The organism is Acinetobacter sp. AND/436 (assembly GCF_049546925.1).
In the GTDB taxonomy this organism is placed as follows: Bacteria; Pseudomonadota; Gammaproteobacteria; order Pseudomonadales; family Moraxellaceae; genus Acinetobacter; species Acinetobacter indicus.
In genome coordinates, this window is record NZ_JBMXBO010000003.1 from 79950 (window position 1) to 102761 (window position 22812).

Annotated in this window: 25 protein-coding genes; 2 read left to right on the forward strand and 23 right to left on the reverse strand. The window is 45.1% G+C overall.

The features are described 5' to 3' along the window. Positions 1-108: 108 nt before the first annotated feature. From ACPEPR_RS03510 to ACPEPR_RS03520, 3 genes are all read right to left on the reverse strand, one after another. Complete coding sequence (locus ACPEPR_RS03510; RefSeq protein ID WP_168398614.1) at positions 109-2274, reverse strand: malate synthase G; 2166 nt, start codon at positions 2272-2274, stop codon at positions 109-111. A gap of 379 nt (positions 2275-2653) precedes the next feature. Then, positions 2654-3808: a cell division protein ZapE gene (zapE, locus tag ACPEPR_RS03515; protein WP_005177549.1), complete on the reverse strand. Its 1155-nt coding sequence runs from the start codon at positions 3806-3808 to the stop codon at positions 2654-2656. 83 nt (positions 3809-3891) lie between these two features. Then, positions 3892-4899 carry an AraC family transcriptional regulator gene (locus tag ACPEPR_RS03520; RefSeq protein WP_075166796.1) on the reverse strand — a complete coding sequence of 336 codons (1008 nt, stop codon included), beginning with the start codon at positions 4897-4899 and terminating at the stop codon, positions 3892-3894. A gap of 157 nt (positions 4900-5056) precedes the next feature. Here ACPEPR_RS03520 and ACPEPR_RS03525 point away from each other — a divergent pair, with 157 nt between their 5' ends. Beyond that, positions 5057-6586 carry a flavin-containing monooxygenase gene (locus tag ACPEPR_RS03525; RefSeq protein ID WP_168398615.1) on the forward strand — a complete coding sequence of 510 codons (1530 nt, stop codon included), beginning with the start codon at positions 5057-5059 and terminating at the stop codon, positions 6584-6586. A 41-nt stretch (positions 6587-6627) separates the two neighbouring features. Continuing rightward, positions 6628-7536 (forward strand): lysine exporter LysO family protein, encoded by a 909-nt coding sequence (locus tag ACPEPR_RS03530; protein WP_104488984.1) that lies wholly within the window; start codon positions 6628-6630, stop codon positions 7534-7536. A 69-nt stretch (positions 7537-7605) separates the two neighbouring features. Here ACPEPR_RS03530 and pyrF read toward each other — a convergent pair whose 3' ends face one another. The 20 genes from pyrF to lpxK form a co-directional block, all read right to left on the reverse strand. Continuing rightward, on the reverse strand, positions 7606-8286 hold the full coding sequence (pyrF, locus tag ACPEPR_RS03535; protein WP_005177537.1) for an orotidine-5'-phosphate decarboxylase: 681 nt from the start codon (positions 8284-8286) through the stop codon (positions 7606-7608). Positions 8287-8532: 246 nt separating this feature from the next. Next, complete coding sequence (locus tag ACPEPR_RS03540; RefSeq protein WP_005177535.1) at positions 8533-8898, reverse strand: lipopolysaccharide assembly protein LapA domain-containing protein; 366 nt, start codon at positions 8896-8898, stop codon at positions 8533-8535. Between the two features lie 25 nt (positions 8899-8923). After that, positions 8924-9229 carry an integration host factor subunit beta gene (locus tag ACPEPR_RS03545; RefSeq protein ID WP_005177533.1) on the reverse strand — a complete coding sequence of 102 codons (306 nt, stop codon included), beginning with the start codon at positions 9227-9229 and terminating at the stop codon, positions 8924-8926. A gap of 160 nt (positions 9230-9389) precedes the next feature. Next, positions 9390-11066, reverse strand: a complete 1677-nt coding sequence (gene rpsA / locus ACPEPR_RS03550; protein ID WP_168395274.1) for a 30S ribosomal protein S1 — start codon at positions 11064-11066, stop codon at positions 9390-9392. 106 nt (positions 11067-11172) lie between these two features. Continuing rightward, positions 11173-11856, reverse strand: a complete 684-nt coding sequence (gene cmk, locus ACPEPR_RS03555; RefSeq protein ID WP_016658215.1) for a (d)CMP kinase — start codon at positions 11854-11856, stop codon at positions 11173-11175. A 27-nt stretch (positions 11857-11883) separates the two neighbouring features. After that, positions 11884-12315: an SRPBCC family protein gene (locus tag ACPEPR_RS03560; protein WP_104473640.1), complete on the reverse strand. Its 432-nt coding sequence runs from the start codon at positions 12313-12315 to the stop codon at positions 11884-11886. A gap of 57 nt (positions 12316-12372) precedes the next feature. Beyond that, the gene (gene tadA, locus ACPEPR_RS03565) at positions 12373-12894 is read right to left on the reverse strand and encodes a tRNA adenosine(34) deaminase TadA (protein WP_104488986.1); all 522 of its coding nucleotides are present in this window, start codon (positions 12892-12894) and stop codon (positions 12373-12375) included. A 3-nt stretch (positions 12895-12897) separates the two neighbouring features. Continuing rightward, positions 12898-14022 carry an enoyl-CoA hydratase/isomerase family protein gene (locus ACPEPR_RS03570; RefSeq protein WP_005177517.1) on the reverse strand — a complete coding sequence of 375 codons (1125 nt, stop codon included), beginning with the start codon at positions 14020-14022 and terminating at the stop codon, positions 12898-12900. Next, the gene (ung, locus tag ACPEPR_RS03575) at positions 14019-14732 is read right to left on the reverse strand and encodes a uracil-DNA glycosylase (protein WP_005177514.1); all 714 of its coding nucleotides are present in this window, start codon (positions 14730-14732) and stop codon (positions 14019-14021) included. The genes ACPEPR_RS03570 and ung overlap by 4 nt, the downstream gene beginning before the upstream one ends. A gap of 41 nt (positions 14733-14773) precedes the next feature. After that, complete coding sequence (locus ACPEPR_RS03580) at positions 14774-15370, reverse strand: 6-pyruvoyl trahydropterin synthase family protein (RefSeq protein ID WP_005177512.1); 597 nt, start codon at positions 15368-15370, stop codon at positions 14774-14776. A 147-nt stretch (positions 15371-15517) separates the two neighbouring features. Further along, positions 15518-16465, reverse strand: coding sequence for a type II secretion system minor pseudopilin GspK (gene gspK, locus ACPEPR_RS03585; protein ID WP_423561931.1), 948 nt, complete (start codon positions 16463-16465; stop codon positions 15518-15520). 45 nt (positions 16466-16510) lie between these two features. Continuing rightward, positions 16511-17146 carry a type II secretion system minor pseudopilin GspJ gene (gspJ, locus tag ACPEPR_RS03590; protein WP_152342358.1) on the reverse strand — a complete coding sequence of 212 codons (636 nt, stop codon included), beginning with the start codon at positions 17144-17146 and terminating at the stop codon, positions 16511-16513. Then, the gene (gspI, locus tag ACPEPR_RS03595) at positions 17143-17514 is read right to left on the reverse strand and encodes a type II secretion system minor pseudopilin GspI (RefSeq protein ID WP_228288776.1); all 372 of its coding nucleotides are present in this window, start codon (positions 17512-17514) and stop codon (positions 17143-17145) included. The genes gspJ and gspI overlap by 4 nt, the downstream gene beginning before the upstream one ends. 115 nt (positions 17515-17629) lie before the next feature. Next, complete coding sequence (locus tag ACPEPR_RS03600; RefSeq protein WP_075166785.1) at positions 17630-18202, reverse strand: prepilin-type N-terminal cleavage/methylation domain-containing protein; 573 nt, start codon at positions 18200-18202, stop codon at positions 17630-17632. A gap of 5 nt (positions 18203-18207) precedes the next feature. Further along, positions 18208-18822 carry a TetR/AcrR family transcriptional regulator gene (locus tag ACPEPR_RS03605; protein ID WP_075166784.1) on the reverse strand — a complete coding sequence of 205 codons (615 nt, stop codon included), beginning with the start codon at positions 18820-18822 and terminating at the stop codon, positions 18208-18210. A 60-nt stretch (positions 18823-18882) separates the two neighbouring features. Next, positions 18883-19656, reverse strand: coding sequence for a TatD family hydrolase (locus ACPEPR_RS03610; protein ID WP_005177502.1), 774 nt, complete (start codon positions 19654-19656; stop codon positions 18883-18885). A 29-nt stretch (positions 19657-19685) separates the two neighbouring features. Next, positions 19686-20027: a PilZ domain-containing protein gene (locus tag ACPEPR_RS03615; RefSeq protein ID WP_005177501.1), complete on the reverse strand. Its 342-nt coding sequence runs from the start codon at positions 20025-20027 to the stop codon at positions 19686-19688. Positions 20028-20038: 11 nt separating this feature from the next. Beyond that, positions 20039-21022 (reverse strand): DNA polymerase III subunit delta', encoded by a 984-nt coding sequence (locus tag ACPEPR_RS03620; protein WP_075166783.1) that lies wholly within the window; start codon positions 21020-21022, stop codon positions 20039-20041. Positions 21023-21030: 8 nt separating this feature from the next. Then, positions 21031-21795: a 3-deoxy-manno-octulosonate cytidylyltransferase gene (gene kdsB, locus ACPEPR_RS03625; protein ID WP_423561932.1), complete on the reverse strand. Its 765-nt coding sequence runs from the start codon at positions 21793-21795 to the stop codon at positions 21031-21033. Further along, entirely contained in the window at positions 21792-22808 is a 1017-nt protein-coding gene (lpxK, locus tag ACPEPR_RS03630) for a tetraacyldisaccharide 4'-kinase (RefSeq protein ID WP_423561933.1), read from the reverse strand. The genes kdsB and lpxK overlap by 4 nt, the downstream gene beginning before the upstream one ends. Between the last annotated feature and the right edge of the window lie 4 nt (positions 22809-22812).

The window sequence follows — 22812 nt, forward strand, 5'->3', positions numbered from 1 at the left end:
TCACTCTAAAAGGTCTGCACAGAAAGTTCTAGTGCTATTCGGTGTGTAATTATTGCCATAAAAAAAAGCCTTCCGAAGAAGGCTTTTTTAGATCAGGCAAATTCAGGATTAGTCACCTGTATAGCCTTTTAATTTTAAACGTGCTGCATGCAATAGCGGCTCGGTATAACCTGCTGGCTGCTCACCACCTTTAAAGATTAAGTCAGACGCAGCTTGGAATGCGATGTTGTTCTCAAAGTCGTTAGACATTGGCGTATATAATGGATCGTTAGCGTTTTGCTGATCCACAATTTTAGCCATACGCTGCATTACTTCCTCAACTTGCTCACGTGTCACGATACCGTGACGTAACCAGTTGGCAACGTGTTGTGAAGAAATACGTAACGTTGCACGGTCTTCCATCAAGCCAACATCGTTGATGTCTGGAACTTTAGAACAACCTACACCTAAATCTACCCAACGTACAACGTAACCCAAGATACCTTGACAGTTGTTTTCAAGCTCTTTAGTTTTTTCTTCGTCAGACCAGTTAGTGTCTTTCGCCAATGGCGGAGTTAACAAGTCATCTAAAGATAAAGGCTCAGTTGCCAACAATTCTTGTTGACGGTCTGCTACGTTCACTTGGTGATAGTGGATAGCGTGAATCACAGCACCTGTAGGTGATGGAACCCATGCACAGCTTGCACCCGCTTCAGGATGTTCAGTTTTGGTTTTGTACATGTCTAAAAGCATGTCTGGTTTTGGCCACATGCCTTTACCAATTTGTGCTTTACCACGTAAACCTGCTTTCAAACCAATCATCACGTTACGGTTTTCATACGCTGGGAACCAAATTTGACCTTTTACTTCGCCTTTACGAACGAATGGACCTGCTTCCATGAAGGTATGGATTTCGTCACCTGTACGGTCCATGAAACCAGTGTTAATGAAGATAGTACGGTCTTTAGCTTGAGCAATACAGTTTTTCAAGTTTACAGAAGTACGACGTTCTTCATCCATGATACCGATTTTTAAAGTCTTCGCAGGCAAGCCAAGTACTTGTTCAGCACGTTCAAACAATTCAACTGCAAATGCAACTTCATCTGGACCATGCATTTTTGGCTTCACGATGTACATAGAACCTTGACGTGAGTTCTTGATCGTGTTTTCACCGCGAATGTCAGCAAAAGTCAATAATGGAGTGATCAATGCGTCCATGATCCCTTCATAGATTTCTTGACCATCAACCAAAATTGCAGGGTTAGTCATTAAGTGACCTACGTTACGTAGTAACATTAATGAACGACCATGAACTTTAGTTTCACCGCCTTCTAGGTTTTTGAAAGTACGGTCAGCGTTCAATGTACGAGTCATGGTTTTGCCATTTTTCTCGATTGACTCTGATAAAGTACCTTTCATTAGACCTAACCAGTTACGGTAGCCTTCAACTTTTTCTTCAGCATCTACAGCTGCAATTGAGTCTTCCAAGTCTTGAATTGTCGTTACAGCAGCTTCAAGAACAACGTCTTTTACACCAGCTGCATCAGTTTGGCCAATTGGGCTGTTGGCATCAATCTGGATGATGACGTGCAGGCCGTTATTTTTCAGCACAACTTCAGTTGGTGCAGCCGCTTCGCCGTTATAACCGACAAATTTAGCAGCATCTGCAACAGTCGTAGTTGAGCCATCTTTCAGGCTAACAACCAGTGCATTGCCTTCAACCGCATATTTTGTTGCATCTGCGTGTGAACCTTGCGCCAATGGGAAAGTTTCGTTTAAGAAGTTTTTCGCGAATGCAATTACTTTTTCACCACGAACTGGGTTATAGCCTTTACCTTTTTCTGCGCCATTTTCTTCAGAAATAACGTCAAAACCGTAAAGTGCGTCGTATAACGAACCCCAACGTGCGTTTGCTGCGTTCAAGCAGTAACGTGCGTTACGTACAGGTACTACGAGTTGTGGACCAGCCAATAATGAGATTTCTTCATCAACATTTTCGGTGGTAATTTGAAAATCTTCTACTTCTGGTAATAAGTAGCCAATTTCAGTCAAGAAAGCTTTGTAAGCTTCTAATTCAAATGTATTATTGCGGTGCCATTCATCAATTTTAGCCTGAAGCTCGTCACGCTTTGCAAGTAACGCTTTGTTCTTAGGGCTAAGATCGACAACGACTTGCTCAAAGTTTTTCCAGTATGCATCACTGTCTAAACCAGAACCTGGTAGTGCTTCATTTTCGATGAAATCGTAAAGTTCTTTAGCAATCGCTAACTTGCCTTTTTGAATACGTGCAGTCATTGTCTTTCCTGATATTGCTACTTTTTATACAAGAGATTCTAGTATACTGATTTATATTTAGCTGAATAGTATTATCACATTGCTAAATAGTGATCATTTTTTATTAAATAAATATTGCTATTTAAAAATAAAATAATCTTAGGATGTGACATTATCATTAAGCGAAATATATAACCTACAGTGTATAAAGTTTTTGAAATGTCGAAATTAGACTTAAGTTCAGAATTGTAAAGAAAATTCGGCACTTCAGCCCTTCCGGGTTTTATTATTAGCCAAGATTAAGCCATGAATTGAACAAAATGTCGATAAAAGCAGCAAAGATTTTTTGCTACAAAAAAAGCGCCCGGTTGGACGCTTTTTAAATATGTCGAATTCAGTATTAAGATGCTTCAGTCGATGCACCCGCAGCTGAAATCTGACGATGCGCTGCATGTAAATAATCATCTGACTGCATTTCCAGCAAACGTGAACGCGTCCGTTCAATTTCAAAGGCCAGTTTTTCACCTTGGTAAAGTTCAATAATCGAATCTTCTGAGGTTAATAGCAGCTTTACACCACGATCATAAAACTCATCGACCAGATAAATAAAACGGCGTGTGCCATCAGCCAGATAATCGGTTAAATGCGGCACATTGCTGACCAGCACGGTATTGTACAGGTTAGCAATTTCAATATAGTCAGCCGGGCTACGCGGTTTCAGGCACATTTCCGAGAATTCACACCACAGCACATCTTCAGTATGCGCCACCGTTTCAATTAAACGGTTGTTGATGGTAATGGGCTCATCCGAATGGGTTTGGGTATGGGTCAGCGCATCAAAACGCTGCGCCATCCAGACATTATGGTCATGCGTCAGTGGCGATTTAAACAGTTGCGCCTGCTTTAACACGCGTAAACGGTAATCCACTCCTGCATCGACATTTAAAATGGCACAGTTCTTTTTCACCATTTCAATGGTCGGAATAAAGCGGTCACGGTGAATACCATTTTTATACAAGCCATCTGGCGCGATGTTTGAGGTGGCCACCAAAGTAATGCCGCGATTAAACAGCTTCTGGAACAGGTCGCTGAGAATCATGGCATCGGTCACGTTAGATACAAAGAATTCATCAAAACAGATGATCACCGCATCTTTATAAATCTGGTCAGCCACTGTATCGAGCGGGTTACGCTGCCCTGACAGTTTGTTCAGTTCACGATGCACATGCTGCATAAAGTGATGGAAGTGCATACGGATTTTGCGGCGAAACGGAATTGATTCATAGAACTGGTCCATCAGCCAGGTTTTACCGCGTCCAACCCCACCCCACATATACACACCGCGCGGAGATGTCTGACGACGAAAACGGCGAAAGGCCTTTTTCGAGGCTTTATAACGCTGAATTAACTCTTGCCACACCCGATCCAGCTCGTGTACCGCTTCGGCCTGTGCTTCATCTGGCATGAACTGCCCCGACGCCAACGCCTGTGCATAGCGTTCTGCCGGAGACAATGGAGTATATGCTGTGTTGTGGGATGAGTTGAAGTCAGACATATTATTCAGTACTTTTGGGGTTAATAAATGATAACGAAGATAACCGCCGCACAATATACCACTTTGGGTTTAAAATGCTTAGGCTATTTCCCATACTGGCGCGGACTTTGTCCAAACCAGCGTTTAAAGGCATGATTAAAAGCTGCAGGTTCTGAATAACCCAGTAACTCTGCAATCATTTCAATTGAATAAGCTTGATATTCAATTAATCTCAATGCCTTGTCTTTAATTAAATCTTCACGAATCTGTTTATAACTGGTGTTCAACTGCTGCAACTGATGCCGCAAGGTACGTTCTGGAATCTGTAAGGCCTGCGCGGTTTCTGCCATAGTCGGCATCACGCCCTGCTGCAATTCCAGATAATCTTTGACCCGCTGCACCAAGGTCGGTGCCTGATCTTCCAGTTTTAAGCGCTGCAGCTCTTCAATACACTTTTCTTCAAAGGTCTTGAAGGTAATTGAATCGGCGGATGGAATTTTCACTTCCAGCACCGACTGCTCGAACCAGAACGCTGCATGGTCATGGCCAAAACACAAGTCATGACCATAATAGTCATGATAAGCCGCCAGGGCCTGTGCCTGATCTGGCCGTGCAAATGGCAGTTCAATACGGATTTGCGGCACATTCAGGCTCATCATCTTGTAAAGATCCTGAATAAACTTGAAAGTCCCGGAAATTTCACATTGCGCCCGCAGCATACCCAAATCGCTATCCAGATCATTCGGCAGATATTGCAGCGCCACCCGATCTGCTTCATGTTTCAGCTTTAGCTGCCCGGTCAGATGAGTCAGCCCCTGATACTGAATGCCTTTTTCAATCGCGGTCGCAATAGTGTCAGAGGTCACCAGTAACATCAGCAAGGGACCATAACCGGCCAGTGCATAATGCTGGCCAATAAAAATACCCTGCTCAGGTCGCACCCCGGCGCCAATAATCTTCAGAATATCCAGTTCCAGCCGCGGATGAATCACCGAACTGGCATCCAGTGCATCTGCATGCAGCCCGATACTTTGCAAACGCTCATCCACATCAATTCCGGCATTTCGCATACCTTGAATTAAGTACATGAGACCGAGAATGGATCGTTTCATAGGGGCGCTTGAGTCACGTCTGTGTATCTGTTTTACTATATCATTCACTATTTTTAAATTGCCGAAAATATCAATTTTTTTGTCAGTGCTATCATGGCATCTGCACTGACCCGCTTATATGCTAATCATAGAAATAAAAAGAAAAGGATATACAACTATGCATGATGCATTGTCAAATCATGATTTTTCTACAAATCATGCCGTTCAAAAAACTAAAATTGCCATTATTGGTGCCGGTTTTGGTGGCCTGGCGATGGCTATTCGCCTGCTGCAGCAACAGATCACCGATTTTATGATTCTGGAAAAAGCCAATGAGGTTGGTGGCACCTGGCGGGAAAACCAGTATCCGGGTGCGGCCTGTGATGTGCAATCGCATATGTATTCCCTGTCATTTTCGCCCAAAACCGACTGGTCGAAACGCTATGCCGAAGCGCCAGAGATTTTTGCCTATATTCAGGGCCTGACCGATCAGTTCCAGCTCAGAGATTATTGCCAGTTTCAGACTGAAGTTCTGTCTGCACATTATCAGGAACAGGACTGCGAATGGCATTTAGAGCTCAATCAGCAGCGCAAGCTAATTGCCCAATACGTGGTATTTGCCTCCGGACCCTTGCATGTGCCGCAAATTCCACATATTCCGGGGATCGAAAAATTTAAAGGCAAGGTCTTTCATTCATCGCAGTGGGATCATCAATACGACTTAAACGGTAAAAATGTCGCCTCAATTGGTACTGGCGGCAGTGCCATTCAATATATTCCGGAAATTGCCCCACAAACCAGACAGCTGTATGTGTTTCAGCGTACCGCCGCCTGGGTGATTCCACGCGATGAACGACTCTATAGCCAGCTTGAAAAAAAGCTGTTTAAAAAGTTTGACTGGTTTAGAAAACTGCACCGCGCCCGCCTGTACTGGTCCAATGAATCCCGCGTGGTGCCGATTGTAAAACCAGGGGTAATGAAATATACCCAGAAACTGGCCGAAGCCTTTTTAAAATATCAGGTCAAGGACAAACGCATCGCCGCCAAGCTGATTCCTGACTATATTATGGGTTGTAAACGTATTCTGGTCTCCAATAAATATTATCCGACCTTTAATCGCACCAATGTCGAACTGGTGACTGATGCCATTCAGGAGCTGACTGAACACAGCATTATCACCAAAGATGGCAAAGAACGTCCAATTGATTGTCTGATTTATGGCACCGGTTTTATTACCGATCCGCGCATTTATCTGAAATCGTTTGATTGTGTCGGTGAACATGGCGTGGAGCTGAAACAGGCCTGGAAAGATGGCGCCGAAAGTTATTATGGCATTTGCACCAAAGGCTTTCCCAACCTGTTCCAGCTGCTAGGCCCCAATACCGTGCTGGCGCATAATTCCGTAGTGTTTATGATTGAGGCACAGGTTGACTATATTTTGCAGATGATCAAGCTGGTCGAACGTACCCAGACCGATGCCATAGTCATTAAAGATCAGGTTCATGATGACTATAACCGTTATGTTCAGGAGATGCTGGCCGGGACCATCTGGCAATCCGGTTGTGTCAGCTGGTATCAGCAAGATGGCGGTAAAAACTTTGCCCTCTGGCCGACCTATACCTGGAAATACTGGTTAAAAACCCAGAAAGTGAATCCGGCTGATTATCGCTTACTGAATAAACGTGCAAAACAACAGCTGGCCAGCTAATTCAGGCATAATAAGCAGGAATTGATTTTAGGCGAGTATAGATGCAATCCTTTTGGCTTATTTTCCAGCTACTATTTTGTCTCTATCTCGGCTATGCCTTTGCAGCCCGGTTTCCCCGCTGGCTGCAACAGCTTATGCTGAAACTGTTACCTTATTTCAGCTATATTCTACTGATCGCCATTTCACTTGAATTTGCCCAGACTTTAAACCAAATCCCTCAACCGGAACGTATTTTAACCAGCGCAATGCTGATTTCATTTAGCACCAGTCTCGGCGCTTTCGCCTGCTGTTATGGCCTGTTTAAATGGGCCGGTTTTCAGCCCAGCCAAGGACGCGTATCCTTCAGTCTGGTACTACAATCCTTACTCAATATCAGTTATGCCTTCATTGCTTTAGCCGCTGGTTATCTGCTTTATCTGGGCAGTGAATATTGGCAGCTCAATTTACATATTAGTACCTGGCATTTATTACTGGTCTTTATGCTAATGATTGGTTTTGATCTCGCACGTGCGCCACTTGACCACTCCTGGTTAAACTGGAACATCCTGCTGGTGCCAGTGGGCTGTATTGTTGGCTCGATTTTAGGGGCGCTGTTCTGCTTATTCTGGCTATCACACATTTCCCTAAAAGATCTGATCATGCTGTCGCAAGGCTATGGCTTTTATTCCATGAGCGGGATTGTAATTAGTGAACTGCGTACAGCTGAACTGGGCAGTATTGCCCTGATGAATGATTTATTCCGCGAAATCTTTGCGATTGTGCTGATGTATCTGATTGGTTGGCGTTATCCGCGTGCGGCCATTTCTTCTGCCGGCGCTACAGCGATGGATGTGACCTTACCAATGGTGAAACAGGCCTGTGGCAATGACTTTATTCCTCATGCCATGGTCAGTGGTTTTGTGTTGTCAGTATTGGCACCTATCGTGGTCAGTATTCTGGCAGTGATTTAGATTTAACCTCTTCCAACCTCCCTTTACAAAGGGAGGAGTCCCCCTTTGGAAAAGGGGGGTTTAGGGAGATTACAACGTCGCTAGAATATCTTTAAGCATTTGACGAGGATGTTCCGCCTTGGTAATTGGGCGACCAATCACCAGATGTGTTGAACCATCCATCATCGCCTGTTTAGGCGTGACGATACGCTTCTGGTCATCTGCAGCTGAACCTTCAGGGCGAATCCCCGGCGTTACCAGAGCAAATTCCTGACCCAAGCTTTCACGTAGCATCTTGGCTTCTTGCGCTGAACAAACTACGCCATCCAAACCGCTGTCTTTGGTTAAGGCGGCTAAACGCTTCACCTGTTCAAATGGCTCAATATCTAAACCGATATCACGTAAATCTTCACGGCCCATTGAGGTCAGAACAGTCACCGCAATAAGCTGGGTGTTGTAATTCCCTGCTTTTAAGCGCTCTACACAGGTTTCCATCATTTTTCGGCCGCCAGAGGCATGCACATTCACCATCCACACCCCTAAGTCTGCTGCCGCACATACAGCCTGAGCCGTGGTATTAGGAATATCGTGGAATTTCAAATCCAGAAAAACTTCAAAGCCTTTATCTTGCAGTGCTTTGACCACTGCTGGCCCTTCATGGGTAAACAGCTCTTTACCGACCTTAACCCGACATAAGGCTGGGTCTAGCTGCTCGGCAATTGTCATTGCGTCGTAATGACTTTTTGCATCTAAAGCAACGATAATACTCATGAGAAGACCCTTAAAACTGACAAAATTAAAGCATTATACGAATTTCAAATCTGGCAACCAAGTGAATTTTATTGAATATAAGCAAAGCAGTTAAATTAAGCTGCTTATTTATAAAACCTTATAGATCAAACTAAGCATTTCAAAACATGACTGTATAAAAAAACGCTTAAGAGATCAGCTCTTAAGCGTTAAATATTTCAAGTTGCAGACCCTGAATAAAGCCATTCAACTTTATTCAAGCGCCCACTATAAAGGTGTAGATGAACGATCATTCGGATGAATATCTACCACTGTTTTTTCATGGCGTGTATTTGCAGCCGCCTCAGCCGCTGCCAACTGTGCCGTATGAATTTGCTCTTTGCGCAGATGGTCAATATCTTTACGCAGTCGCTTGATTTCCCAGCTGGTCTGGAATACGCGGAAAATCTGCACACCCAGTAAAAGTCCAACAACAACACCCAGTGCCAGGGTCAGTAATAACAATAACCCCAAACGCATGGCTGGAACTTGAGTGAACAAAAGGTCAACCGACAGCTCGGTCCCATTTTGTAAAACCAGAGCCAATGAATAGCCAAACAGTACAATCAATAATGCGACTAAGACGTAACGCATAAACACACCTCAGGATATAAATTAATTATTTCTCTGCAGATGCGTTCACTGCATCGCGCAATGCTTTACCTGGTTTGAAATGAGGTACCGCTTTTGCCGCCACTTTAACCGACTTGCCCGTTTTCGGGTTACGACCTACACGTGGCTCACGATGATGCAATGCAAAGCTACCAAATCCACGAATTTCAATTCGGTTATCTGCAGACAGTGATTCAATCATTTGATCAATCATAATCTTAACAGCTTCTTCAACTAAAGGTTCCGCTAAATGTGGATTTTTTAGGGAAATTCGCTCTATTAAGTCAGACTTATTAAGTGCTTCAGTAGTCATCTGCGACCTCTTTAATTATCAAGCTACTTTAACTTAAAACCGATAATAACCTGTTTAAATACAAAACGGTAGCGCAATAAGTTAATACTACGCTACCGTTTACAGTATTTGTGTAAAAAGTAAGAGTTAAATTACATTAATCATACTTTTCCACGGCTACTTAGTGGTTCATCTGAGCTTTGATCAGATCACCAATAGTCTTAGGACCATTGTCTTGAGAAGCTGTTGCTTGACGTAAGTTAGCTACTGCTTCTTTCTCTTCAGCTTCGTCTTTCGCTTTGATAGACAAGTTGATAGAGCGAGACTTACGGTCAACGTTGATGATTTTCGCTTCAACTTCTTGACCAACTTCTAAGAACTTAGTTGCATCTTCAACGCGATCACGGTTGATTTCAGATGCTTTCAGAGTTGCTTCAACTTCGTCAGCTAACTTAACAGTCGCGCCTTTCGCGTCAACTGCAGTTACAGTACCTTTAACCAGCGCACCGCGTTCGTTAGCAGCTAAGAAATCGTTGAATGGATCGTTGTTCAATTGCTTGATACCAAGGCTGATACGGTTGCCTTCAGCGTCTACAGACAGGATAACCGCTTCAACAGTGTCACCTTTCTTGTAACGACGAATCGCTTCTTCGCCTTGTTCGTTCCAAGAGATGTCAGACAAGTGAACTAGACCATCGATACCGCCTGGTAAACCGATGAAGATACCGAAGTCAGTGATTGACTTGATTGTACCTGAAACTTTTTCACCTTTGTCGTGGTTCTTAGCAAACTCTTCCCATGGGTTAGCACGAGTTTGTTTGATACCAAGAGAAATACGACGACGCTCTTCATCAACTTCAAGAACCATAACGTCAACTTCGTCACCGATCTGAACAACTTTAGATGGGTGGATGTTTTTGTTTGTGTGGTCCATTTCTGAAACGTGTACTAAGCCTTCAACGCCTTCAGCGATTTCAGCGAAGCAACCGTAGTCAGTTAAGTTAGTTACGCGAGCTTTAACGATAGAACCTTTAGGATAACGGCTCATGATCGCTAACCATGGATCTTCGCCTAATTGTTTCAGGCCTAAAGATACGCGGTTACGTTCTTTGTCAAACTTAAGTACTTTAACAGTAACTTCTTGACCAACTTCAACAACTTCTGATGGGTGCTTGATACGTTTCCAAGCCATGTCAGTGATGTGAAGAAGACCATCGATACCACCAAGGTCAACGAACGCGCCGTAATCAGTAAGGTTCTTGATCGTACCTGTAACTGTTTGACCTTCTTCAAGCTGAGCAAGAAGCGCTTCACGGTCAGCTGAAGATTCAGCTTCCATAACAGCACGACGAGAAACAACAACGTTGTTACGTTTAGCGTCAAGCTTGATAACTTTGAATTCTAACTCTTTACCTTCAAGGTGAGTGGTGTCACGGATAGGACGAGTGTCTACCAAAGAACCTGGTAAGAACGCACGAACTGGACCGATGTCAACAGTGAAACCGCCTTTAACTTTACCAGAGATAACACCAGTAACGATTTCGCCGTCTTCAAAGATTTTTTCAAGTTTAGTCCAAGTTTCAGCACGTTTCGCTTTTTCACGTGATAAAACTGTTTGACCCATACCGTTGTCGAGAGCTTCAACAACAACATCAACAGTATCACCAACTTGAACTTCAAGTTCACGTTGTTCATTTAAGAATTCAGCACGGTCAACAATACCTTCAGATTTAAGGCCAGTGTCAACTGTTACCCAATCAGAGTCGATGCTTACTACAACGCCTTGGATGACAGCACCCTTTTCAACGTTGAGGTTTAATTCGCTTTCTTCAAAGAGGGCTGCAAAAGATTCGGTCATGATATTTCCGATAAAGTCAGCGGTCTTGGATCAGACAAGGCCGGTTTAGTTAAGCGTTTACATAGTCCGTATAAAACTGATCAAGCTATGCATTCGCTGAATAAATTTAGTTTGCTAATTGCTGATCGACATAACGTGTCATCAGTTGAAAGACTTCATCGATGTTCAAATCTGAACTGTCAATGATGTAAGCATCAACCGCTGGCTTGAGTGGAGCAACTTCGCGCTCCATATCCCGTTTGTCGCGAGCTTCGATATTAGCTAAAATGTCGTTTATTTTAGCATCCAGCCCCATACCCTGCAACTGTTTTACACGTCTTTGCGCGCGCGACTCTGCCGATGCAGTCAGATAAATTTTGGCTTGTGCTTCAGGAAAAATGGAGGTGGCCATGTCACGACCATCGGCTACCAGCCCCGGCGCCTGGGCAAAAGCACGCTGACGGGCCAACAATGCCGTTCTAAGTTCCGGAATTGCTGCTACTTTTGAAGCATATTCTCCGACACGTTCGGTACGGATGGTCTGGCTGACATCTTCGCCATCCAGCATGACCTGAGTGCCGGTTGCTGTGCTCTGAAATTTGATGTCTAAATTTGTTGCAATTTCGATGCATTTGCTTAGTTCGTTACTCAGACTTTCCAGCAAATCTGCCTTATGCAATGACAGCCCAAGCAGACGATACAGCGCGCCTGAATCCAGCAAGTGAAATTGATAATGTGCAGCCAGTTTGGCGGCAAGCGTACCTTTACCTGAGCCACTTGGCCCATCAATGGTAATAATTTGAACTGTCATTGCGTTTCCAGACATATTTACAGATTTTTATACAGATTTAGCCAGTTTACTTAAACCGATTTTAATTGCAGTTTTCAACTGGGCAAGAATGAGTTTACTGACAAAAGGCGCGCGTGCCTGCAGCTCAATCCGGTAGGTCACCAGGGTTTTATCTTCTGCCACAGGCTCAAATTCAATCACGCCCAAATGATGTTTCACCAACGGATTTTTAATAATTTTATATTCAATCCTTTGATTTGGCTCGAGCACCGTAATCTGCTCCTGCAAAGGCTTAACCGGGCCAAAACCCATCCGGCGCACCGAACCCACACCATCCGGGCGTTCAGGATCAGCGGAATCCTTGACACGCTTAACCTGCAAAGGTGCAAAAGCGGTGTTATAGGTGGCATGTTTCGACATTAATTCAAATACCTGTGCTACAGGCGCATTAAATTCTTTTTTAATTTGAATAGCGTTCATTTTATTGTTCCTAAAGGGATTCAATCACGTACACGGCTTAGTGTAGAGGAAAATGCTTTAAAGATTCTGATCATTTAAGGACTTTTGTTGTAATTTTTGCTGTCTTTTCTGCTCACGACGCAGCTTGAAAAAATCTCTCAACTGGGCTGCACACTGGGTTTGTAAACAGCCCGATTCAAACTCAAACAGATGGTTATAATAGCCACTGTCCAGCAATTGGCGTGCACTAACCAGAGAACCGGCTTTCGGCTCGGTGGTACCAAATACTACCCGTTTTACCCGGGCATGAATCAGCGCACCCACACACATGGTACACGGCTCTAGCGTGACATAGAGCGTGGTATCTTCCGGCAAACGGTAATTTGCAATGTGGCTACAGGCCTGACGAATCGCCAGAATTTCAGCATGCGCAGTAGGATCATTCAGGGAAATGGGCGCATTATAGCCTGACCCAATAATCTGGTTCCGACTGACTAAAATTGCCCCGACAGGAATTTCTCCCTGCGAGGCCGCTAATGCAGCCTGCTCAAAAGCATGCTGCATCCAGTATTCATCAGAATAAGCTTCTACATCAGACATAAATCAGCTGATAACACCATGACGTTTCAGTAGATCATTCCAGCTTTGAATTGAAGTCACTGGTGGATCATCAGCCAGAATACCTTTCAGACTGCGATCAGCGCCCTGCTTCCACTCTGGAGATAAATCCTTATCGACCAGACGGGCACGCACACCCTCAACAAAGTCAGGATGATTGATTTTCCAGGCCGAAATCTGGGTTTCCAGTTCAAACACTTCATTCCATGAATGCACCTGCTTGCCCCATTGCCATAATAACCAGCTTAGGGCTGCAGTTGTCAGTGAACCTTTTTGCAGGTTTTCACTGGCCTGACGCAACCAGTCGCTACGCGCATCACTTAAACCGACAATTGCTTCATAGTCATGTTCAAAGTTGACGCCACGACATACGCTATGAATCACATCTAACGAGTTTTGTAATGGCCCTGGTCCAACTGGACGGTGCATACTGTTCAAGGTGTCATCAATAGCACGGAAATCACCGGCCGGATAATGATCCCAGTCAATATTAATCATTCGGTCCAACACCACATCACGTGCGACATCGCAGATATGCGTGGCCCAACCAATTCCGTAAGCACCGGCCGCGGTCATAATCGAACCGGTTAAACCAGTGAATAAGCCAATAGCACCCCGATCTGCCAGGAAGCGCGATGCACCTACATCTGGATAAAGACCAATATTAATTTCCGGCATCGCCAGACGTGAATGTGGGGTTACCAGACGGAATGGTGCTGCCATAAACAGACCAAGACCACCACCCATCACATAACCTTCACCCCAAACCAGCACCGGCTTGGCATAGTTATGCAGCAACAAATCCAGCGCATATTCCTGTTCAAAGAATTTATTGGCGGCCTCAACTTCGTCATTAATCACCAGTTGACGCAGTTTGCGCACATCACCACCGGCACAGAAGGCTTTTGGTGTAGTGGAATCGAGCCAAATGGCTTTCACCTGCTCATCCGTATGAAAGTCCTGAAAGACTTCCAGTAAAGCAGTCACGATAGATTCATCCAGTGCATGCAACGACTTTGGGCGATTCAAACGAACAATACGCCAGCCATTTTGTGCTTCTTCAACAATTAAATCGGGATGATACTGTTTCAATACGGGAGTTTGTGTCATGCGTCCAGCTGCCAGTCTATAGGCTCAATGCCATGTTGTTTCAGGTAATTATTTGTTTTTGAAAACACTTTACATCCAAAAAAACCACCACGGTTTGCCGCCAGCGGCGACGGATGTGCGGCTTTCAAGATTAAGTGTTTATTCGGATCAATGCGTTGTCCCTTACGCTGTGCATAGGCACCCCATAAAATGAACACAATATGCTCACGCTGTTCATTTAGGACATCAATCACATGATCTGTAAATTCTTCCCAGCCCCGCTTCTGATGCGATGTTGGCTGTGCAGCCTCAACAGTCAGGACACTGTTTAACAGCAGCACACCCTGTTCCGCCCAACGGGTTAAATCGCCATGCTTGGGAATATCTAGCCCCAAGTCGGTATGTAACTCATGGAAAATATTACGTAAAGATGGCGGTAATGCAACCCCTCTCTGCACAGAAAAGCTCAGGCCATGTGCCTGATTCGGACCATGATAAGGATCTTGGCCCAGAATAACGACTTTGACCTGCTCTAGCGGCGTGGTATTTAGTGCATTAAAAATTAAGCCACTTGGTGGATAAATCACTTTATTGGCTTGTTTTTCTTCGAGTAGGAATGCTTTTAAGGCATCCATTTTCTCACCCAGCAAAAAATCGCTCAGGGCATATTTCCAGCTCGCATCTAACTGAACCTTCTCCAGTTTCGCGTGTTGCTGTTCAGTTAAAGACATACCTGTATTAAATCCTTTATATCCATGTCAGGATGTGTGTATTAGAGTTTAACCTGTAAATCTACGCTTGGGTTTTGGAATTTAATACCCTGTTTCAATTTTTCATACATCTCGGGATCTGACCATTCCGCGCGCACCTGCGCTGAAAACTCGATCTGATCCAGGGCAAGCCGTCCCATTTGTTCGTTTTCAATATCTTCTAAAAAGCTTTGCGCATAACCGGTATCGGTTTCATGCACAATTACCGAATAGACTTCAACATCACCTTCACCATTCTGGGTGATGGTTGAGGCCAGCACCTGCTGCGCCAGAAAGAAGAAAATACGGGAAAACTGCTCGGCAGATGGCGATACTGGTAAAGAGACCCAGCGTGCACTGAAGTTTTGGCAGGCCTGAATATAATCCGGATTGTCCTGTTGCCAGAAACAGATCGCATGATCGAAAGAATCAAAAATTTCTTTAATCACACCTTTTAGCAAGCCAAAATCATAGACCATTTGACCATGATCTAATTTCGTTGCCTTAAGTAACAGCTCAACTTTATAGCTATGGCCGTGTATTGAACGTTTACAGCGGTCTGAAGTGCAGTTACGCACAATATGAGCATTTTCAAACTTAAATAACTTACGAATTAACATGTGTCCCGATCAGGCCAGATTATTTGTGAATCGACTATTAATTATAAAGCAAAATTAAAGGAATAAGCATTAAATTTGCTGTTTAACTTGATAGCTAAAACCTATCTCGCTTTATGCATAGTGAAAATTGCGCTGAAAGGCTGTGTTTTAAAATGGTGCCATGCTGCGATAGGCCACATAAACCGTTTTTTTATCGCGCACCAGATCACTACTAAACTGGCGTTTGCGTTCACTCAGCATCACTTCAATTTTTGCCTTAAAGTAATTGGACTGTACCCCCAGTAAAGCACCGACCTGAGCTTTCAGGGCGGCATCCACCTGTTTAAAGGCATCCAGCTCCCACAGTTCCTGCGTATTGGCAAAATGCTCCAGATTGGCCTGACGCTGTTCCAGCACCTTCTGAATCTGGTTCACATCCAGCTTGTCATCAATACTGGCCAGCACCAAAGCCGGTGCCGTATTGATGTTGATACTGGTACTGCGGTTCGGTAAAGCACTGACATAAGGCAGCAACAGCTGATATCGGCCTTCTTCAAAGCCGCGTACCTGTTTCAGTTCTTCGACACTATAAAACAGGGAATTTGAAGGTAAATAACCATTAGGTAGGCCCTGATAATAGCTACTCTCGGCACCCATCGGCCCGATGGGTAAATCATCGGCATCTTGCCAGTCAATTACCGCTTCACTGATTTGGGCAGGCAAGCCAACACGCACCAGCAGCCGTTCAAAATACAGTTTGGCATTTTCATTAACATTGCCATTGTCATTCAGCAAGGCATTTAAATTGAACTTCCCCGATTCATCACTCAACACACCCGCCACAAAACCATCTTCGACAGGAAAGGCTGGCATCGGCTGGGCCCAGTTTTCTTGCAGATGATCGACCTCGGCAGCATTTTCAGCATAATCTTTGAGCAATTCAGCGAAGAAGGCTTCGGCACTTTTGGCATAGAGCAAGGATTGGTTCTGTCGCATTAAATAAGCAGTACTTTCTGCGGTATAGGCCTGACGTTTGGCAATGGTCGCCGCCAAAATGGTGGCCAATACCACCATCATTAAAATGGTGATTAGCGCAATACCCTGTTGCTGCTTCATGTTCTGTCCCATTGCCCCATTCACTGCCTATCTTTAGTGCCTGTTTTATGATGTGGTTTTATTGTCTGATTTCAGGAAGTCAGTATTTAACAGGCTAAAAATCCATTCATATTGTACATCTTGTACGGTTAAATTTATTTTAATGCCTTTTGGCAGTTTGCGTTTTTGTTGATTATCATTTAAGTCAATACTGCTGTCTGGCCAGTTACTCAGTTCCTGCGGATTCAGCACACTAACCTGAAACTGGCTAACATTGTCCAATAATACGCTGGAAACCGGCTGATCCTGCCCGGACTGATGCAAATTGGCATATTTCAGACGATACAGTTTTTGTTCGTCGGCCCGGTACTGATATTCAATCCGTTCAGTGGGCGCAATGCCCTGCTGCAAAGGATCGGTCACACCGGTCTTGCTAAAATTAAAACGGCCGTTTTGTAATACCAAAGCTGGCTGAATATCATTATTGATGTTGGCGGTCAGCGGCACAATCTGAATGCTATCACGTAAAATTTGCTGATAGGCACCCTGCAATCCTTCTAACTGCTGTTCATGCCACTGGTTACGGTCTTTGACCTTGACCAGATAATCAAATACTTTCCAACCCAAGGCAGACAGCACCGCAAAGATGGCAATGGCCACCAGCAGCTCGACCAGGGTAAATCCGCGTTTAGCCTTAATCATTGCGCCACCCGATGATTAAAAAACACCAAATGGGTGATGCCGGCTTCAACCTGACCGGTATCGGGGTTAAATAAGCTGACCTGCACTTCTACCCGCTGCACATTCGGGCTAATGGTCGGCTGTGCGCTTTTATCAATTTGCCAGCTTTCACCTTGCAGGGTGACCTGTTTTGATTGCGTACCCGTCAGCCAGTCCTGCTGGATTTCCATTAGAGCCTGTTCATTTAAGGCCACAAACTGTGCTTTGGTTCTTAAAATGGCATGAGAGGTGGACTGGGTATATTGCATGGCCACTTGAGTCAGCGCCATGGCAGCTGTAGCGAAAATCGCCAGTGCCACCATCACTTCTAATAAGGTAAAACCGGCAATACGTTTGAATCGGTTCTGATGCTGATGTGCTCGTAATCGGTACGCGGATGTTGAACAGTTGGAGAAAAGCCGGCTCAGTTTTTGCAGATCAGGCGACAAGAACGCTGAAAATAATCTATTCTTCATTCACGATCTTACCCAGATGATCAATTTCGATTTCAGCCCCAACCGGACGCTGCTCGAAATAAAACTGAATCCGCACTGGTTTAACTTCGCCATTACCGAGCCAGATCAGTTTCGGGGCATCGCCTTGCAGCAAGGCGGCATTCTGCGCATTCTCAAATCCGTGTTGTAAAGGCTGGATCTGAAAGCTCACTCCATCGGGCAAACTTTGCATCTCAAATTCGGCATATTTTTGCCAGCGGGTCGCGGTTTGACTGAGCATGACGCTTGAACTGTCGGTAGCGGTGGTTGCTGGCAAATATTCCAGAACTTCATAACGAAATGGTGACACATCGGTGGCATTTTGAACATTTAGAGCCAGCACACGCGACTGATCGTCTGCTTCGCGTTGCAGCTTCTTCACATCCATCAAAAACACTTCACGTGCCTGCATGGCGCTGCGCTGGTCCACCCCGCCAATATTCATCAGCACCAGTGAGGCGGCAATGGCCATGACCACAATCACCACCATCAATTCAATGAGTGTAAAACCACGAACAGATGAGAAGTGATGCGATCTAGTCATGAGGTTTAAGCGATCTGTTCGAGATGTTGAACTTGTTTCGGCAAGGCCAGTGCCTGGTCAATATAGGCCACGCGCAAGGTGTCACGTGAACCCAGGTAACGCTGATAGAAACTGGAGTTTAGAATGGCCGCCGCGCCGTGCGTCAAGGACCAGATCGAAGCCAGATAGTCACGCACCGACATTTTGCTCTGAATTGATTCCAGATAATGCTCAGTCATGCGAATAATCAGACGCAGGCGCTGTTTACGCACCTGATACAGCTCGTTAAACAGATGGTTGATGCCCATACCGGTAGTCGACAGGCGCTCTTCAATCTGATGAAACAGTACCGTGCGCTCTGGATGATGCAAGTGATGCAGCATAAAGAAGGCCAAATGTTCAGGAAACTTTTTCTCAGCATCCTTGATCATTTCGAGCAGCATGTTCTCATTACGAATAATCAGCAACATGTACAGCTCGTCTTTACTCTGAAAATGTTTATAAAGCGTGCCTTTGGCCAGGTCCAATTCTGCGGCCAAGGCATCAAGCGTCATCCCTGCTTCACCATTTTCTAATAGCAATTGCTCTGCCACTTGAAAAATTAAGGTTTCTCTTGCTCGAAATTGAGCCTGACGATCCATCTTCACCCTATAAACTCTCTCTTATGCACTTATCGGTCAGTTTTAAAAATTTCTAGATTTTTACTTTTGGTTCAAGAGGTTTTCAAAATTCTGCATGGTTATGAAAGCCATCTCTTCCAGTGACTTATCATATACATCACTCAGGGCTTTGGCTACATATGGGACATATTTTGGTTCATTTGATTTACCACGATATGGCATTGGCGCCAAATACGGCGAATCGGTTTCAATCAGGACACGATCTAGCGGCACCTGCTTGGCCACATCCCGTAAATCCTGGGCATTTTTAAACGACACAATACCCGAGAAAGAGACATAGTAACCGCAGTCCAGTACCGCTTTGGCGGTTTCCCAGTCTTCGGTAAAACAGTGCAAAATCCCATGGGTTGATTTTTCTGCGCGGATAATATCAACCGTATCATGCTTGGCTGAACGGGTATGCACCACCACCGGTTTTTTTACGATTTGCGAGGCATGGATATGGCGGGCAAAACAGTCTTTCTGCTCGGCAATAAAATCGGTACTGTGATAATAATCCAGCCCGGTTTCCCCCAGCGCCCAGACTTTTTCCGGTTGTGCCAGCTCGACCAGATAGTCAGTGGTGGCACGCGCCATGGTGGCCGCATCTTCACAAGGATGCACACCCACGGTATAACCGACATCTGCATGACGTGCGGCAATTTTTGCCAGTTCGATATGGTCATCCAGATCGACCGAAATACTCATAAATTTAGATACGCCGGCTTCTCGCGCCTGCGCCAATGCCAGATCCAGATTTCCATCATACGGAGTTAAATCGAGCATGGTTAAATGACAATGCGTATCTACAAACACAGGCGTTTCCTACAACAACTTAGAACAGACTACATAGTGTAACTGTTTCGATTTGAAGACTTAAGTCCTGCCAGTAGTCTTTCTGCTTCTGCTTTGTAATACAGACCCTTTTCACCACTGAGTTGAATACCAAAGCCCTGTAATTTCACCCCATTCTGTTTTTGTGAAATCCAGATTACTTTACCGGTCAGTGGAATTTTTTGTGATTGTTCCGGCAAGGTCGCCAGTACAAAGATTTCTTCGCCCATCTGCACCGGTTGCTTGGAAGGAATAAACAGTCCGCCATCGACCACATAGGGCATATAACTTAAATAGAGCGTTTCTAGATCTGGAATATTGGCCTGGATAATTCCGCCCATACGTGGCTGCATACTGTTTCCCCTTAAAGATTCATCAATTTTATACACAGCTGATCAAGAATCAGATTGCTTTGAACATTCTGCTCTGTCATCTGTTTTGATTGTTGTATATCACTATAAATATCAAATAATGCTTCCAGCGAATACTGCTCGGCCAGCGCGCTTAGTGTCAGGTCGATGTTTTTCACCGGTTGATTTAGCTTGACACAAATCAAATCTGACAACAAGTATTCAAACATCTGACCAAATTCACTAAAACTCAGCTCTTTATTCCACTTGGTCGCAATTGCCATCGGCATATTTTTTTGACTGACCAATTTTTGCCAGTCTTGCACAAAGTCAGCGCGCTTAAAGAACCAGTCCTGCTCGGCCACCTGAATGGCTTGCAGCGGCATCTGATTGGACAGGTTCATCAGCAGCTGTTTTTGCTGCTCGCTGCTTTCCGGCAAGTGCTGGCTTAAAAAATCATGGGCCAGTTCCGGAGCAATCCGGTCAAGGGCAAAATGCTGTAAACGACTGCGAATAGTCGCGGGCAGCTTTAGGTAATGATCGGCCAGCAGGATAATCACCACCCGCTCGCCCGGCTCTTCCAGTGTTTTTAGCAAGGCATTGGCAGAAGCAATATTCAAGGCTTCTGCCGGCTCAATCACAATGACCCGCCAGCCATCTACGGTTTGTTGCACAAATGGTAATAAATCACGGATCTTCTCGATCTTAATTTTCGCGTTTTGTTTTTTATTCTCTTCATCGATCGTGATATAAACATAATTCGGATGCGTATCTGATTTTAACCATTGACAACTGCCGCACTCGCCACAGGGCAGATTGCGCTCATGACGATGCTGGCACAAAATCCAGGCCAGAAACTGCTGCGCAAAAGCTTCTTTGCCACAGCCTTTTTTGCCATAGAACAGCAGTCCATGGCCCAACTGGGGAAATCTGCCCGTTAGTGTATCCCAAACTGTTTGCTGCCAGGGATAAATCTGCGCAGTCACTTCATTCTGCATGGCCAGCTCTACGATTCAAAATGTGCAAGATCAAGCGCATTCAGACGATCCAGATCTTCCTGGGTATCGACACCCGGTGGTAAATTGGCTTCAGCCACGGCAATCGCAATCAGATGACCATTTTCCAGCACCCGCAGCTGCTCCAGACTTTCCAGACGCTCCAGCAGACCCATCTCCCAGGTCACATATTCCTGTAACAGTTTTACCCGATAGGCATACAGGCCCAAATGACGATAAGCCTGATCATGCAATTGCGGCACGGCATTTTTCGCCCCGTCACGATCATAAGGAATGGTCGCGCGGCTAAAATACAAAGCCTGATTGTGCTTGGACATCACCACTTTGACAATGCTGTCACGCTGGAACTCATCCAGTGCATGAATCGGTTCACACAGTGTCGACATCGAACAGCCAGGCTGATCGACCAAGAGCTGCGCCACCTGTTTCACCAGCTGCGCGGGCAACAAAGGTTCATCACCTTGCACATTGACAATAATGTCATCACTGGCCCAGCCTTTAATCCGCGCTACTTCACTTAAACGGTCAGTCCCAGAAGGATGATCCGCTGAAGTCAAGACCACATCCACCCCTTCAGCGCGGCAGACATCGGCAATACGCACATCATCTGTCGCCACACATAAGTTATCAAAACCTTCAACTTTTTTGGCCTGATCCACCACCCGTAAAATCATGGGACGGCCATGAATTTCAAGTAAGGGCTTACCCGGTAAGCGTGAACTGGCAAAACGTGCAGGAATAACGATGTGTTTCATAACTGTCCTTCATTCAGGGTCAAACCCACTTGCGCTAACTGTTGATGCAAAACCTGATAACAAGCAGGTGACAATACCGCTTCAACCGGCACCACCCAGATTTCCCGGTTAAAATCAGGATACTGTTTCAGCAAGGGCAAAATTTTCACCGCATCTTTTTCGGTGGTAATAATCGGTTGATGATCTTCAAACTGCAAGTCATCAATTTCATAATCATGATGATCTGGAAATTCGTGGCACTGGAATTGCTGGATGCCCATCGACTCTAAGGTGCGATAAAAACGCTGCGGAAAACCAATCCCAACCACGGCATAAAAAGCATCTTGCGGATTAAACACCTTACCCTCTATGGCATTAAGTAAATAAGGCTCAGCCACTTCCAGATGCATATTCAGCGCTGAACTTGGCTGTGCCGCATGTTCAATCACGGTTGCTGTATTCAGGCGGCTTTTCGGCTCTCGCAAATAACCTTCAGGCAGAATTTTTTCATTGCCCAGACCGCGATTATTATCCAGCACAATCCATTCCAATTGGCGATTGAGCGCCAGATGTTGCAAACCATCATCACTGATAATCAGGTCCAGTTCATGTCTGGACAGCAGCAATTCAATACTCTGCTGACGATTGGCACCGACCGCCATTGGCGCACCGGTAGATTGTACAATCAGACAGGGTTCATCGCCGACCATGTCCGGCGTCGATTCAAAATCAACATAGGCCGGGAATGGGCCTTTGCCGCCATAGCCGCGGCTAATTACGCCAACACGCACATTCAGGCTATGCAGATAATTAACCAGATGAATCAGCAGCGGCGTTTTGCCGCTACCGCCTACGGTAATGTTGCCAATCACCATCACCGGCACTGGTGCGGTATAGGCTGCTTTCATCCCCGAAGCATACAGCTTCTGATTCAGCACACTGCCACCACGATATAACAGCGCCAACGGCCGTAGCACAACCAACCATTTGGCTTGCTTGTTCCAAGCGTCCTGAATGAATTGTGCAAATGACATGGCT